The sequence below is a fragment of the Bacillus sp. 5w2 genome (assembly GCF_054353775.1).
The window spans coordinates 20630-36399 of sequence record NZ_JBTIWT010000024.1 but is presented as its reverse complement, the minus strand read 5'-3'; the positions used below and the strand labels follow the sequence as shown (position 1 = coordinate 36399).

Sequence of the window (15770 nt, the reverse complement as noted above, 5' to 3'; positions counted from 1 at the left end):
CCAGGCATTCATATTGAGAAATAAAATGATTATTTTGTAGAGTGTGAGATGGGGGATACTGCCTATTAATTTTTCAGGATGGGAAGGCATAAGCAGAATTTTTATTTGCTTTAAACAAGGGATAGAAGAAATACTTTTGCTTAGTAAAGCGTGTTAATCATAGTTCAAAGTTATGTAAAAAACTGTTTTCAGAATAGGTGTCCTTTTTGTTTTAAGAAGAGAATATATTTTCTCAACAGGACAAATGGTAAACATCTATAAGTACTATTTATAAGGATAATAAGAAAAGTAGAAATTAATAATAAAGGAGAATGCGAAATGAAAACAGTAGTAACTGATAGAGATCTAGCTGAAATCCGCGAAGAAGACGTAGATGTTTTAAAAGTAATGGCACATCCGGTTCGATTACAAATTGTAAATGAATTAATGTATCATAAAATGTGTAATGTTACGCAGTTAACGGAAATATTAGGACTCCCACAATCTACTGTTTCACAGCATCTATCAAAATTAAGGGGAACTGTACTTCGTGCAGAAAGAAAGGGATTAGAGATGCATTATTATATAGATAATGCTAAAGCTCGTCAGATTGTTGGAATTTTAGGCTTGTAGGTTAGTAGGTTAATAAAAAGTGAAAAATTTCCTGTTATTAAGTAGGGAACTTTATATATAATAATTTTATATTATGAGGATTCCTGTTTAAATAAGAAAATATTGTTCATAGAATTTCTGTACCTTTCAAAGAAGTGTAATGAAATAAGATCTACTAATTTGTTTTCAATAGAGCTTATAATTATGTTTATATTATTAAATATTTTTGGGTTGTCTATATTGATGGAATTTAGCTAATTCATAGGAAGATGTGGAGTAGGTTTATTATTTTTTTATAAATAATAAACCTACTGTATTAACCAAGTTTTCTTATAATAATTATAACAAATTATTTTAGTTATAAATCGTTAAATCTATATGTAAGGTAAATATAAGAATAGTTAAAGATTTTTATGAAAAGGATATTAGCAACATCATTATTAGATAATGTACCGGTTATTAGTGTAGAAACAGTAGAAGATAGTAAAATTGAAGTGGAAGAATCTAGCCAATTAGAACGATTTGCCTTCCCATTAGCCATTCCTGTGATTATTTGGGGAGCTAGAGGCGCACAAGTAGTTCATAAGGTATGGAAGGTTTTTTAATGCTTAATTTAAGTAGGATGGGAATAATATGTAAAAACCGGATAGTATAATATATAATTTTAGGGGAGTAAAAAATATAGGAGAGACTAATTGGGTTATCCATTAAAGGAGATTGCTACATGTATAATTGTAATCAATGTGGGACTGAAATAATTACGCAACTGCAAGATAGATATAGAGAATATTGCCCGAAATGTGAAATGCCTAGGCCGAGTAGCTTATTGTACTATAATCTATATGAGCTATTAGAATATATGGAAGTTAATGAGTACTTGAGTAAGGAAAGTATGCTACATAACTTTCTAAAATGGGAATTTGAGTTAACGAAAGGAAATATATTCAAGTTGTATTTAGATGTAGACAGAAATGATCAAGTCGGTGATGAGAATTTTACAAAACAGTTAAAAAATTATATGAAAGGGCTCCGCTCAAAATTAAATGTCAAATATGAAGATAATTATATCTGGGTTAAGGTTAATTAGTAGGCAAACTACTTATAGTGTGTTCTAGTTTGAAAAGATAGTAAGAAATAGAGAGGAGACTAATAGTGATGGAAGATTTACAAAAGGCAGTAATAAGATTTCGAGATGAGAGAAATTGGGGACAATTTCATAATGCAAAGGATTTAGCCATTTCATTGAATTTAGAAGCTGCGGAATTGCTTGAGACTTTTCAATGGAAGTCCAGTCAAGAAGCGATGGAGACTAAAATGCAGGAAATGAAAGAAGAAATAGCTGATGTAATGATTTACTTGCTTCTGCTAAGTGATCAATTAAATATAAATTTAGAAGAGGCAGTACACTCTAAGCTTATAAAGAATGCCGAAAAATATCCTGTAGAAAAAGCATTTGGAAAAAATAAAAAATATAATGAACTCTAGAAGAAGAATAACTTTTTTACATATTATTTAATATTAAGATTACATTTTATCAACTTGGTTTAACTTGCCAGATACAATTTATTACACTATATTAGTAGAAACTTACAAAGGAGGTTTTAAAATGGAAATTAGTATTAAAAAACTAGATAAAAAAATAGACAATCGAGAGAGTATTAAAAAAATAATAGAATTATGGAATCTAAACGCAATAGAAACTGCAGATTGTGAATTAGAGGAAAGTCATAAAAAAGGAATTGAAGAGCAATTAGTGGAATTGATTCAATCAAGATATGGTGCGGTTTTTGTAGGAACTGATGAAACTAATAATCTAATTGGTTATGGAATTGGCTCAATAAAGCAAGATTTGGTTACAGATATGTTATATGGTCAAATAGAGGAAGTTTATGTGAAAGCAGAATATAGAAGACAGCAAATTGCGCAAAATTTAGTTGGAAATATAAGCAATTGGTTGAATCAAGAAAATGTTTCTTTGATTCATGTCTATGTTGACTTAGCTAATAAATTAGCATTGAATTTTTGGGAGAATACAGGATTTGAAAAAGAATTTTTTCTGTTATCTAATAGTTAATCAATATAATGAAAGTATAAATAAAGATAGGATCACTATAATAATAGCATTTCGCTACTATAGTGATCCTATTTTTATTTATAAGAAAATAAAGGCTGAAAGTCATTATTTAGAAATATTTAACAGAATATTCAAATTACTAATAGAGGAATAAGTGCACTTACACCTTATGATTTAGGGGCGGTATTACATAATTTACTTATATTTACATAAAAGTATATAAAGTTGAAAAAACAGATTGAAGAGACCTTGTTTAGAAAATATTTACATTTTTATCAATAGTAAACAAATAATTCAGATAAGTAATAAAAATACATTTTTTTGTTTATATGTGTTTATAAAATGTTGTTTTTTGGATAAAAATACATCCATTTGTAGAATTTTGATGTTAAATGTAAAAAAAAGTAGTTTCTTGGGTAGTTTACATTCTAATTTCTTGTGTATAAACTTCAACTTAATTCCATAGAAAGGAGGGGGAGAAGAAAAATGAAAAAACTAGAGGCAGGGAAAGTAAAGGCATATGGATCATTTATGGCAGTAACATTAGCGAAGAAAAACAAACCAGGTGATGGAACAAGAACAAAAGGAATTCGTAAAGGACTATAAACGCTATTAAATTAGAAAATAAGGGAGAGAAGAAAAATGAAAAAATTAGAAGCAGGGAAAGTAAAGGCATATGGATCATTTATGGCAGTAACATTAGCGAAGAAAAACAAACCAGGTGATGGAACAAGGACAAAAGGAATCCGTAAAGGACTATAAACGTTATTAAATTAAAAAATAAGGGAGAGAAGAAAAATGAAAAAATTAGAAGCAGGGAAAGTAAAGGCATATGGATCATTTATGGCAGTAACATTAGCAAAGAAAAACAAACCAGGTGACGGAACAAGAACAAAAGGAATTCGTAAAGGACTATAAACCTTCTTAAATAAAGAGGATAGGAGGGAAGAAAAATGAAAAAATTAGAAGTAGGGAAAATAAAGGGATACGGATCGTTTATGGCGGTAACCTTAGCTAAGACAAAGAAGCCAGGTGATGGCACTAGAGCTAAAGGAGTCCGTAGGCGTTAAAAATTGTAAAATAGAAAACTTGATTTATGAACTATCTAAGAAGAATAGTAGAAATCTAGTTCTACTATTCTTCTTAAAAAATGAAGGAGGAGACAATTATGCTGTTAAAAAAGAATTCTAATACTGTCACTTCTATTGCTAATGAGGAAGAGACAATTGTGTTGCATATTAGTGAAGGTGAATACTATGGCCTAGAGGGTGCTCATAAAGAAATTTGGGATAATTTTAATCAGAATTTATTTGAAAAAAAATCAATTGTAGAAGAATTTTTATCTAAATTCGATAATTCTAAAGAGGAGATACAAAAATTAGTGGATGAAAGTGTAATGGATTTAATTAATTATAAATTAATAATGGTTGTTGATAAATATGAATAACTCTAAAGAATATTTTGTCGCTTTACATAATTTAGTAAGAGGATTGTTAATTGAGGATTCATTTGATGTTGTGTTTAATAAAGTCTCCATTCAGTTCTTTCCAATGTATGAAAGTGCTAAAAGGAGAAAAGCAATGCCGATAAATATAAAAGAACTGATAACATTTAGTAAATATTTATATGAAATGGATGAACAAGACGCTTTAATCGCCTCATGTGTATCTATTTCTTTAACAAATCAAATTGTCCTATATTCAAATGGAATTGATGCAAAATTAAAAATTGGATTTAAAAAAATAGATGAAAAGTTACATTCTCATGCTTGGGTTGAGTTGGAGAATGGGGAAGTTATTGATCCTCAAAATCATCTTGGGAAATTACAAGTAATGCATATTTTTAAAATGAGAGATGGAGTTGAAAGGTGGGTTACGGAAAATGAGAATGTGGATAGCTATGTGGGGAGAAAATAATACTATAAAAAAACAATGGAGCAAGAATTTAAGAAATTGGTTAAGTTCAATGAAGATAAGTAACCAACTTAATTTTGATAGAGAGGGATTTTTTTTAAGTGAAGTTGATTTCTCTTATAAAAATTCTCATAAAAAGACCAATGAGCAAATTTCCTTTTTAGCTACTCCATTAATTATGAATGGTGTACTAAGTGATTCCTTAAAGCATTCTTATGTTGAAAGTTTAACATCAAAAGCTAGGGAAAATCTGTATAAGGGTTTAACATCAAATATAGATTATCAATTACAAAATGCTAATGGGGATTTCACAATTACATATGTTGATCGAAATATGGATAATCTTGTAATAGCTAATGACATTTATGCGACGAGGCCAATCTATTATTATAAACATCCAAATGACGATTTCTTTTGTGCATCAAATGATTTAAGAACGTTGCTATTAAATTATGAAATTCCTTTTACAGTTAATTACAACGCATGCTTAAATTATCCAACTACACAATTTGCAATTAGTGAAGCGGAATATAGCAATGAAACATTTTTTAAAGGTATTTATCGATTACCACCAGCCTCAATTTTACAATGGAATAAAAATGATAAATTAAGTATTCGTTCGTATTGGGGACTAAATAATCTACTTAATAAAGTAAAACATACGAATATTACGGATTATGTGGATGAGTTCAGACAGACAATGCTTGATGTTGTTCAACTTCGTATATCAGATAAAAAGACAATTTTAGATGTAAGTGGAGGCTTAGATTCAGGAAATATTTTAGGAGCTGCAATTGCCAATGGCTCAAGCTCCTCTATTTTTGGAGTTAATCTATCTTTTGAATCTAACGATATGTCATTTAGTCATGATAAAGAACTTGTAACAAAGTTATTACAAGACTTAAACATTGAACATGCCATTATTATGGGGGATGATATTAACAAGATTTTAAATGCAGAAATAGGAAGAGATCCGATGTGGTATATAGATGGACCTGATCCACGAGGGAATCCTTTGTATGATGAAGTTGTAGCAGCAATCTCTATTGAAGTTGGTGCCAATCGTTCCATATCTGGCGATGGTGGAGATTATGTAGCGAGTGGAGAGGAATTAGTCATTGATTCTTTACTTAGACAGAAAAAGTTTAAAGAAGCAGTATCAAAATTATGGAATTGGTCTGATAAAAAGGTAGGAGGATTCTTAGATAAAACATTTACTTATGGAATTGCACCATTTATTCCAGGTTTAAACGAGAGGTTATACTATAAGACCGTTTGGGCTGAAAAAGTGGAAGCAAATATGCCATTTTTTACCCCAGAACATATTGAACGTGAAAATAAAGGTAATCAAAGAGAGTATGAGCAGTATAAAAAAAGTAAGGATTTTAAACTTTGGGGACACCGATATCACTATGATTACTTATATCCAAGGGCAAGATGTTTAGATACAACTAGGGTAGCAACAGATTATATGTACCCGTTTTATGATAAAAAAATGATTGAACTTAGTTTTTGCGTTCCACCTGAAGAACATTATGATTTACTAGAAGGGCATAAAAATGGATATTATAAAGGGTCTAAACAATTGATGAGAAAAGCGTTTAACGATGTTTTACCAGATTATTTATTGAATAGAAAAATAAAAACGACTTATGCACACATGGCTAGAAAATGTTTATTAAATGAAAAACATAATATTTTACAATTGTTCTCAAAAGATAAAAAGAATTTTGTAGCGGAATTAGGGATTATTGATAAGGAGAAATATAGGGACCACTTAATTGCAATGTTAATAAGATCTAATGATCCAAATAATGATTTAGGGATGAGTTTTCAATATTTACGTTCTGTTTTAGAGTTAGAAATTTGGTTACAAGAAGTTGAAAAGGGAAGAGGTTATATTTTAGAAAGAAGTAAACCAGTGGATCCTCGTAATATAGGAAAGTGTATTTTTTCTTCAGAATTAAGACAAGCAACAGTCTATTGAAAGTAGAGGAGAGCAATGTTTAATTTTTGTAAAGAGCGTATGCTCAACTTTAAAAATACGATGAGCATAGCTTTTTTTTTAGGGAAAATAATATGGAAATCTAGTCCGATTTTGGTCATAGTTTTGTTAGTTTTACTTAGTGCTGAGGGTTTAATTGTTGCTATACAGTTATTTGCTACAAGGGAGATTCTGAATGGAATTAAAAATGCAAATCCTGGTGATACATACGTGTTTATTTGGGGAATTGTATATTGTTCAACTTTTGTTATAGGAATTTTCTCTGTATCAATTACCAGTTGGATTCAAAAGTTATTAGGTGAAAAATCTATGTTAACAATTAATACGACACTTTTAGAAGCTATAGAAAAAATGCCAGGTATGCGTTTTTTTGAAGAAACGAAATATAGGGATAAACTTGAGACTTTAAGAGACAGTACTAGTTGGTTACCTATGCAAATAGTTGAATCAACGGGCAGTGTAATAACAGGAGGAATTTCTTTAATTAGTATCATCATAGTAGTTGGTACACTTTCTCCTCTTTTAGCAGTGATATTAATTGTAAGCGCTATTCCTTATGTCATATATGCAAATAAATTTACTGCAATGGAATGGGTATATGAAAATGAATTTGCATCAAATCGAAGAAAGATGTCCTATTATAGGGATAATTTATTAATAAAAAATACCGTACAGGAAGTTAGATTGTTTAATTTGGGTGAATTTTTTTTGAAGCAATATAAAGAAACATTTGACGTAGTATTTTCAGCATATAAAAAAATTCAAACAAAATCTTTAATTCCAATTACATTAACCGGTTTATTATCTGGGGGAGTAGCTGGACTGGGTTATTTGTGGGTAACTTATAAAATAAGTAACGCTTCTTTGACAATAGGAGATATCGCCTTATATTTAACTGCCTTATTTCAATTAAACGTATTATTAAGAAATGTTTCCAATGAATTTGTTGAAACACTTGAGCTTTGGAGAATGGGGGGGGATTTTCATGATTTTGTTAAATTAAAACCGGATGTACAAATCTCTCCAAATTCAAAGTTTGTAGATTTGTCTGAAATGAATATTGAATTTAAAAATGTAAGCTTTAGTTATTCAACTAATAAAGAACATAAAATTTTAAGAAATCTTAGTTTTAGACTGAATGCAAGGCAAAGTACAGCCATTGTAGGAATGAATGGTGAAGGGAAAAGTACAATTGTAAAATTACTTTGTCGATTTTATGATCCCGATGAAGGGGAGATTCTAATTAATAATATAAACATAAAAGAAATAGACATTCAGCATCTTCGTAAACATATTTCTGCCATCTTTCAATCATTTGGAAAATATGGTTTAGCAATAGATGAGAACATTGGAATTGGTGATTATGAAAGTATAGAAAATAAGAAACAAATTCAAGAAATAGCTAAACGCGTTGGTATACACGAGAAAATTAATAATTATTCAGATTCCTATAAAACAATGGTAGGAAATGAATGGAATGGGATAGAGTTTTCAGGTGGACAATGGCAAAAAATAGCACTAGCTAGGGCCTTTTTTAGAAACGCTTCTACCCTAATAATGGATGAACCTACAGCCGCTTTAGATATTAAATCAGAAGAGCAATTGTACAATCAATTTTATTTATTAACGAGACAAAAGACAGTATTATTGATTTCGCATCGTTTTAGTACTGTAAAAATGGTGGATTCCATTATTGTAATTAAGGATGGAGAAGTTATTGAACAAGGTTCACATGAAGCATTAATGGATAAGCAAGGAGAATATGCAAAGATGTATTTAATGCAAGCATCTAGTTTTTCTTTAGAGGGGACTGTGAAAAATGAAAAGTCTCAATAAGGTATATCATACTTATAAATTTACAAGGGAAACATTGACTTCTTTAAAAATGCTATGGAAAGCTGATAAAGTGGGATTTACCTACATTATGCTCATTAAAATACTGGAATCAATTATTCAGCCATTGCTTATTTGGTTAAGTACCAAGGTAATTGATGATTTATCAAAAGACCCTGCAGCATTATTAAACTCGAATTTCACGTTTTGGATAATCATTACATTTATTATTCTCACAATCACTGCAGATTTGTTTAATCCTTTTTTTGAAGTGAAAAAAAGGTTGTTGGTAGCGAAACTACAGATGTATATCGATGTATTAATTATGAAAAAAGCTAATACATTGGAGAGTCTTGAGTTTTTTGAAGATAAAGAACTTTATAACAAAATAAGATCTTTTAGAAATAATGAGTATTGGATTACAATGTGGATTGATTTAATCATGAAATCATTTGGAGGTACTGTAAAGATTATAGCTAGTGTTGCATTACTATTTTCTCTCTTACCGTGGTATCCATTTCTTCTTTTAGTAGTTTCTATTCCAAAACTTATTAAAGAGGTAAATTTAAATCAAGCAACATTTGAAGGTAGGCCAGAATTAATGGAATTAAGGAGGAGAGCTGAATATTATACGTCAGTTCCTTTATTACCTCAATTAGCGCAAGAGGTAAAATTATTTCATTTAACACCTTTTTTTAAAGAGAAATATGTTAAGACGGTACAAAAGCTGTCAGCAACTTTAAGTAAAGATCAAAGAAAATTGGCTGTTCATAGTCTGCTTTGGGGGCTAATACAATCTTGTGTAATTTCCTTCAGCATAATTTTTATTATTTATAGTGCGATTAATAATGAAGTATCAATTGGAAGTGTAGTTTTATTTTTAGGTATGACAATCCAATTATGTGAAGGCGTTAATGAGTATTTTGCATTAATTGCTATAGGGGCGAGGGAAGGAAGACATTTAAGGAACTTACTGAATTTTATTCAACTTCCTAATCCTAAGAGAGTAAATTCATCTTTAGTAGAGAGTCAGGAGAAGGATTCGGGTTTCTATTTATCGCAAGTGGATTTTTCATATCAAAATTCAGAAGAAAGTTCTCTTAGTATAAAGAAATTGCACATACCCCAAGGGAAAATTACCGCATTAGTTGGCGAAAATGGAGCAGGAAAAACGACACTTATTAAATTATTATTAAGACTATATAATCCGAGTCAAGGTTCGATTTACTATAATAATAAAAACTTAAACGATTATGATTCAACTGAATACAAAAAAAAGTGTACCGCAGTTTTACAGGATTTTGTAAGGTACGAAATGTTACTAAGGGAAAACATAGGCCTTGGTGATGTGAAAAATATTAATAATATTCATGAGATTCAACTAGCAAGTGATAAAAGCAATGTGAAGGAATTGCTTCCTACTTTGACAGATGGATATGACACTCAATTGGGGAAATTATTTGGTGGACAAGAATTATCAGGTGGACAATGGCAAAGAATTGCCATTGGAAGAGCATTTATGCATGATAAAGAAGCGGAAATCTTAATATTTGATGAACCAACTTCAGCACTTGATCCATACGCTGAAGATGAAATATTAAGAGTTTTATCAAACCTGGCGGATAATAAGACTGTTATTATTGTAACGCATAGGTTAAGTACTGCAAAATTAGCAAACCATATCATTTATTTGGATAAAGGCCATGTAACAGAACAAGGAACCCATGAAGAATTAATAATTAAAGATGGGAAGTATGCAGAGCTGTATTCTATTCAAGCTAAGAAATACAGCTAATATTTTAATGTGAAGATTTATTTTGTTGACCATAACTCTATTCTTTGTTTTATGCGAGATTTACTTATGAAACAATTTACAAGTAAAAGGGGGTTATAAGGATGAAAAAAACGAATAGGATACTATTAATTTTAATGTTTTTAATAGGGGTTTGTAGTTTAGTAGAGGATAATGCAATAAAAGTTTCAGCAGATACAAATAAGGTAAATAAAGCAAAATATACTGTGATGGTTTATTTGGATGGTTCTAGTTTAGAGAGTGATTTTGAGCTAGCTTCTGAAGATTTAAAAGAGATGCTGAAGATAGGCTCTTCAGAAGAAGTCAATATAGTTATTGAAACAGGTGGAGCAAAAAAATGGCATACACCTGCGATTAATCCGGAAACCAATCAAAGATGGATAATTCACAAAGATTCCCTACAATTAATTGAGGATGTTGGACTTAAGAATATGGGGGAAGCATCTACACTTAGCGATTTTATGATTTGGGGTATGGAAAAGTATCCAGCAGAAAAATATGCTGTGATTTTATGGGGGCATGGATCGGGATCTGTATATGGATATGGTCATGATGAACGATTTGGATTGGATCCACTTACATTGCCAGAACTTGAAAAAACGCTTAAAGAAACTTATGAAAAAACAAGAAAAAAATTAGAGATTGTAGCATTTGATGCTTGTTTAGTTACAAATCTAGAAACTCTTAGTTATATAAATCAGTATGCTAATTATGTTGTTGGTTCAGAAGATATGGTTCCAGGTCATGGTTTAAATTATATATATACATTTGAAAAATTATTAAATAAACCAAATATGAATGGAGCAGAGTTGGGAAGAATCATAGCAGATGGTTTTTATAAGCAAGCCATAGAAAATGAAGAAGAAGATGATGTAGCTATGTCTGTGATAGATTTGTCTAAGGTAAAACCTATTACAAAAGCTTTTGATGATATAGCAAGATTATTGAAAGTAGATGTATTAAATGATGATAAATTTCAATCTATCCTTACTGCAAGACGTAATGTAGAGGAGTACGGAAAAATGGATGGCCCAGAGGATTCAGAAATGGTAGACTTGGGAGATTTGGCAAAACAAATGTATTCTCAGTATCCATTTTATTCAAGAAGAATTATGAGTGCAGTTGATCAGGCTGTAGTTTATAATGTGAAAAGCCCTTGGAAAAAAGCTACTGGTATTTGTTTATTTTTCCCTTTAGGTGACAGAGAGAGATTTGATGAGAAATTGAATCTTTACAAAAACAATAATTTCTCCAAAGATTATTATGATTTCCTTGAAATATTTATAGGGAATCTAAAAAATAATCAATTCATGAACGTGAGCAACGAATCTATAAATACAAATATAGTAAAAAAATTTTGATGTGACATATACAGGAATTTAAGTAAATGAAAAGTCAAAAAGGAATGTAATAAAATTAAATGAATAGAAAAGTAGTAGTATTATAGTTTTTGAAAATATCTTGATATGGATATACTTTTTTTGTAATATATAGGTATATTATTAGTTTACTTGATTCCGTTTATTCCCACACCTTATGTGTTGTGGTTGAGTTGTAGAAGTAAGTTGTGTTCTTACTTTAATTTTGAAAGGGCTTCTTTGAGCCGATTAGTGTAAATAGCTTATTTTGCTGTGCACAATTAATCGACTTGAGAAAGCCCTTTTTGTTTTGGTTGAAACAAGTATGAAAATGTATTTCTGTATACAATAACAGAGTAAAAAAGGAAATTTATATAAGGGGAGAACAATTACGAGTAAATTATTTATATATAAGGAGATTAGGAGAGGGATATAGTTTTTTCAATGTTAATGTATGAATAGTTCATTGTACAGTTTTTGCAATTAAATATTAATGAAAGATAGGTGGGGATGAGTATGAAATTTAAAACAGAGGAAGAACTATTAGCATTTACTGAAGGAATTATTGGGAAGAGTTTTAAAGAAATTGATACAAAAGGAATCTTACAAGGAAATAGTAACGATAAAGGAATATTGGGTAAGGTTGTTGAGACGGGATTTTACGATTATGAATTAAATAATTGTCCTGAGGCAGACTTTGGGGAATTAGGAATTGAGTTGAAAGTTTCTGGTTTTAATAAACTTCGAAATGGATTATGGTCGGCAAAGGAAAGAATTTCTTTAAGCATGATTAACTATAAAAATATTATTCATGAAGAATATGAGTTTAGCAAAGTTGTTTTTAAGAACAAAAAGTTGCTCATTATTTGGTACGAATATATGAAAGGTGTTCCATATGGAGATTTTATAATTCGAGATTTTCAACTCTATGATATGTCGCAAGATGAAGCAATAATCCGAAATGATTTTTATACAATAAAGCAAAAAGTGCTAGAAGGATTTGCTCACAAATTGTCCGAGGGTGATACCGTTATTTTAGGGGCAGCCACAAAAGGACAGAAAGGACAAAAAGCAGAACAGCCTAATTCAGAAATCTTTGCACCTACAAGAGCATTCTCATTAAAAAACTCTTTCTTTCGTGGTGTTTTGAGAAGCCATGTAGAAAGAACGGACAGAGGTGAAAAATCTAATGTATTTGTAACACCTGAAGGATACATTTGGAATCAACTAAAACCGTATAAGGGGATGAATCAATTAGATATATTAAATCTTTTTGAGAAGCGTAATCCAGCAAAAAAATACCTAACAGTATTAGTAAAATAGTATCTAATAGGATAGTAGGTGCAGATAAGGAATTACCAGAGAAGCATGAGGTATTCAGTAAATCTAATTTTTAAATTAAAAATATATCAATTCGAGAAGACAACAGTCCTATAGAAAAAGCAACGTTCAGAACTTTGCAACTTGCAGATTTTGAAATTTCTTGGGAAGAGTCTTCCTGGAAAATATTTAGTATTCTCGTTGTATTATAACCTTGTATTGGTCGTGAAATACAGAAGAAATGTATTTGATAATGATATGTCAGACTATGCAAAAGATATGTTTGTTCGACTATCTGAAAGCTATAACATCACATTAGTTGAATGGAATCATGATATAGATCATGTTCATATTTTGTTCAAGGCACACCCTAATACAGAAATGACAAAATTCATCAATGCTTATAAAAGTGCAAGCTCTCGACTTATCAAGAGAGACTTTCCACAAGTGAGAAAGAAACTATGGAAAGAGATGTTTTGGTCAAGAAGTTTTTGCTTACTAACTACTGGTGGTTCATCAATAGACGTAGTAAAAAAATATATTGAAAATCAAGGGGGAAAGTGAGGTGAAATGATATGACAAAGCATAATAAAGCATATAAATTCCGTTTGTATCCAACAGAAGACCAAGCACATCTTATGCGTAAAACCTTCGGTTGTGTACGTTTCGTGTATAACAGAATGTTAGCCGAACGGAAAAAAGTATATGAAAAACACAAAGATGATAAGGAACAACTAAAAAAACAAAAGCTTCCCACTCCTGCGAAATACAAAGCAGAATTTGAGTGGTTAAAAGAAGTTGATTCATTAGCCTTGGCAAATGCTCAACTAAACTTGCAAACTGCCTATAAGAATTTCTTTAGTGGTCAAAATGACTTCCCAACATTCAAAAGCAAAAAAGACAGAAAGTCTTATACAACGAATGTAGTGAACGGAAATATTATGTTGCTTAACGGTCATATCAAATTGCCAAAACTGAAAATGGTACGTATCAAACAGCATAGAGAAATACCACAAGACCATGTAATCAAGTCATGTACGATTTCTATGACACCTACTGGTAAATACTATGTGTCTATCTTGACTGAATACGAAAAAGAGATTGTACAAAAAGAAATAGAAACAGTTGTTGGATTAGACTTTGCGATGGATCAATTATACGTCAGTTCTGAGGATGAGAGAGCCAATTATCCTAAGTTCTATCGTGAAATGTTAGACCGATTAGCAAAGGCACAACGAGTATTATCAAGAAGAATAAAAGGTTCTATTCGTTGGAATAAACAACGTATCCGTGTAGCTAAGTTACATGAAAAAGTAGCGAACCAACGTAAGAACTTCCTTCATCATAAGTCTAAAGAGTTAGCTACTCATTTTGATGTTGTAGCTATTGAAGATCTAAATATGAAAGGAATGTCGCAAGCACTTCATTTTGGAAAAAGTGTCGCTGACAATGGTTGGGGTATGTTCACTTCTTTTTTAGCTTATAAATTACACGAACAAGGCAAACAACTTGTGAAAATAGACAAATGGTTTCCTTCCACAAAAACATGTTGCAGTTGTGGAAATGTAAAAAATATGTCATTGTCTGAGCGAGTCTATTCTTGTATATGTGGTGTAAATATCGATAGAGATTATAACGCAGCTATCAATATCAAAAATGAAGCAATACGCCTATTAGCGTTAACATAGATAGCAATAAAATAACCCTTGGAACGAGGGAGTTAGCTCGGTTGTCTTAGGACGAATTCGTTAGCTATCAAAAGTAACGACTAACCGAGAAGCCCCCACTTCAAACAGTCCATTAGGACGTTAAGTGGCGGGTAGTTCACGGTTACATTTACTCCTGAAGAAGTGGATGAGTTTGAGAAAACTTATAACATGATAAAGGAGACAATTGAAACAGGGGACATTCGTAAACTTCCAAAAGCTTCACATGATTTAGGAAAGGGGCTTAAATTGGTTGTTTCAACAAAAGGAAGTGGTACAGGGGGCTAAATAGAGTAGCATTTTTTGTGAATTTTGGATAGAAAGTATCTTGAAGCCAAGGAGCTCTGAATGTGGAAAGGTTTAATGGGGAGTTATGTTTCCTGTTATAAAAAATATCAAACATATCTTTTATAACAGAAAGCATAACTTTGCTATACAAGTACTTATTTCTGTAAAGTTTTTGCAGGAAGTTTAATCTAGAATGAAAATTATCAAGCTGAAATAATTTTATATTAATTTAAATAAAAAAACGCTATTCTTTTTGTAGAAATATACAGAAAGAATAGCGTTTTTTATGAATTTTTTAATTCCAGGTGAACTATAATTTTTACTATGGAAATTTCTTAGATTTCTATTCAAATCATAATCCGTTTAAAAGAAATTTTTTAATAGAAAGGTAATTAAATTATGTAATGCATGGATTAAAAAAACAACCCAATAGGCGGAGGGGACTTTGGATGTTTTTTCTTTCTTTTTTTGATAAATCCAATATGAGTATCCTAGAATGACACCCATTAGAGCGCTATAAACGATATAGGAAAGCCCATATGAGTGAATAGTTCCAAAAATAATGGCTGAAAGAAAAATTGTTGGGATATTATCGTATTTACGCACAAATGGAATATCTTTTAAAATCCAAAACAAAAACATTTGATAAAGGGCTGTTTCTATTAGTGGAGCTACGACACAACCGGATATAACTTGCCGAATAAGAGAGATATCCTCAATCGGATTTCGTTCCGCTTCTTCCATCGGTATAAGAAAGGATACCAATGGTAGTACAAATGTAGCTATAGTCATAAGTATGATGAAATAGGGGTATCCTAAGTTATAAATAAAATGATGTAAACGTTTCTGCATGATATACTCCTTTGGCA

General features: G+C 30.8%; 19 protein-coding genes. 18 read left to right on the top strand and 1 reads right to left on the bottom strand.

From position 1 onward, the window contains the following. The first annotated feature begins 318 nt into the window (after window positions 1–318). The 18 genes from ACXY7N_RS26895 (at window position 319) to ACXY7N_RS26810 (ending at window position 14595) form a co-directional block, all read left to right on the top strand. A complete protein-coding gene (locus ACXY7N_RS26895; RefSeq protein ID WP_488592787.1) occupies window positions 319–612 on the top strand; it encodes an ArsR/SmtB family transcription factor in 294 nt (97 codons plus the stop codon). 392 nt (window positions 613–1004) lie between these two features. Next, on the top strand, window positions 1005–1196 hold the full coding sequence (locus tag ACXY7N_RS26890; protein WP_016135739.1) for a hypothetical protein: 192 nt from the start codon (window positions 1005–1007) through the stop codon (window positions 1194–1196). 119 nt (window positions 1197–1315) lie between these two features. After that, complete coding sequence (locus ACXY7N_RS26885; protein ID WP_488592786.1) at window positions 1316–1678, top strand: hypothetical protein; 363 nt, start codon at window positions 1316–1318, stop codon at window positions 1676–1678. Window positions 1679–1746: 68 nt separating this feature from the next. Then, complete coding sequence (locus ACXY7N_RS26880; RefSeq protein WP_016135741.1) at window positions 1747–2076, top strand: nucleotide pyrophosphohydrolase; 330 nt, start codon at window positions 1747–1749, stop codon at window positions 2074–2076. A gap of 121 nt (window positions 2077–2197) precedes the next feature. Beyond that, window positions 2198–2665, top strand: coding sequence for a GNAT family N-acetyltransferase (locus ACXY7N_RS26875; RefSeq protein ID WP_016135742.1), 468 nt, complete (start codon window positions 2198–2200; stop codon window positions 2663–2665). Window positions 2666–3151: 486 nt separating this feature from the next. Further along, window positions 3152–3271 carry a lariocidin family lasso peptide gene (locus ACXY7N_RS26870; protein WP_016135744.1) on the top strand — a complete coding sequence of 40 codons (120 nt, stop codon included), beginning with the start codon at window positions 3152–3154 and terminating at the stop codon, window positions 3269–3271. Window positions 3272–3307: 36 nt separating this feature from the next. Then, a complete protein-coding gene (locus tag ACXY7N_RS26865) occupies window positions 3308–3427 on the top strand; it encodes a lariocidin family lasso peptide (RefSeq protein ID WP_016135744.1) in 120 nt (39 codons plus the stop codon). A gap of 36 nt (window positions 3428–3463) precedes the next feature. Further along, entirely contained in the window at window positions 3464–3583 is a 120-nt protein-coding gene (locus tag ACXY7N_RS26860; protein WP_016135744.1) for a lariocidin family lasso peptide, read from the top strand. A gap of 35 nt (window positions 3584–3618) precedes the next feature. Beyond that, entirely contained in the window at window positions 3619–3735 is a 117-nt protein-coding gene (locus ACXY7N_RS26855; RefSeq protein WP_016135745.1) for a lariocidin family lasso peptide, read from the top strand. Between the two features lie 98 nt (window positions 3736–3833). Next, a complete protein-coding gene (locus ACXY7N_RS26850; RefSeq protein ID WP_016135746.1) occupies window positions 3834–4112 on the top strand; it encodes a PqqD family protein in 279 nt (92 codons plus the stop codon). Next, on the top strand, window positions 4105–4581 hold the full coding sequence (locus ACXY7N_RS26845; RefSeq protein WP_016135747.1) for a lasso peptide biosynthesis B2 protein: 477 nt from the start codon (window positions 4105–4107) through the stop codon (window positions 4579–4581). The genes ACXY7N_RS26850 and ACXY7N_RS26845 overlap by 8 nt, the downstream gene beginning before the upstream one ends. Beyond that, window positions 4547–6565 carry an asparagine synthase-related protein gene (locus ACXY7N_RS26840; protein ID WP_488592785.1) on the top strand — a complete coding sequence of 673 codons (2019 nt, stop codon included), beginning with the start codon at window positions 4547–4549 and terminating at the stop codon, window positions 6563–6565. Before ACXY7N_RS26845 ends, ACXY7N_RS26840 begins: the two co-directional genes overlap by 35 nt. Before the next feature lie 15 nt (window positions 6566–6580). Continuing rightward, window positions 6581–8419, top strand: a complete 1839-nt coding sequence (locus ACXY7N_RS26835) for an ABC transporter ATP-binding protein (protein ID WP_016135749.1) — start codon at window positions 6581–6583, stop codon at window positions 8417–8419. Next, on the top strand, window positions 8403–10211 hold the full coding sequence (locus tag ACXY7N_RS26830; protein ID WP_488592784.1) for an ABC transporter ATP-binding protein: 1809 nt from the start codon (window positions 8403–8405) through the stop codon (window positions 10209–10211). Before ACXY7N_RS26835 ends, ACXY7N_RS26830 begins: the two co-directional genes overlap by 17 nt. A 101-nt stretch (window positions 10212–10312) precedes the next feature. Beyond that, window positions 10313–11590: a clostripain-related cysteine peptidase gene (locus tag ACXY7N_RS26825; protein ID WP_016135751.1), complete on the top strand. Its 1278-nt coding sequence runs from the start codon at window positions 10313–10315 to the stop codon at window positions 11588–11590. 513 nt (window positions 11591–12103) lie between these two features. Continuing rightward, the gene (locus tag ACXY7N_RS26820; protein ID WP_016135752.1) at window positions 12104–12910 is read left to right on the top strand and encodes a MutH/Sau3AI family endonuclease; all 807 of its coding nucleotides are present in this window, start codon (window positions 12104–12106) and stop codon (window positions 12908–12910) included. 150 nt (window positions 12911–13060) lie between these two features. Continuing rightward, window positions 13061–13471, top strand: a complete 411-nt coding sequence (gene tnpA / locus ACXY7N_RS26815) for an IS200/IS605 family transposase (protein ID WP_033659952.1) — start codon at window positions 13061–13063, stop codon at window positions 13469–13471. Between the two features lie 11 nt (window positions 13472–13482). Next, complete coding sequence (locus tag ACXY7N_RS26810; RefSeq protein ID WP_488592783.1) at window positions 13483–14595, top strand: RNA-guided endonuclease TnpB family protein; 1113 nt, start codon at window positions 13483–13485, stop codon at window positions 14593–14595. Between the two features lie 669 nt (window positions 14596–15264). Here ACXY7N_RS26810 and ACXY7N_RS26805 read toward each other — a convergent pair. Then, window positions 15265–15753, bottom strand: a complete 489-nt coding sequence (locus ACXY7N_RS26805) for a CPBP family intramembrane glutamic endopeptidase (RefSeq protein WP_016135755.1) — start codon at window positions 15751–15753, stop codon at window positions 15265–15267. Window positions 15754–15770: the final 17 nt, after the last annotated feature.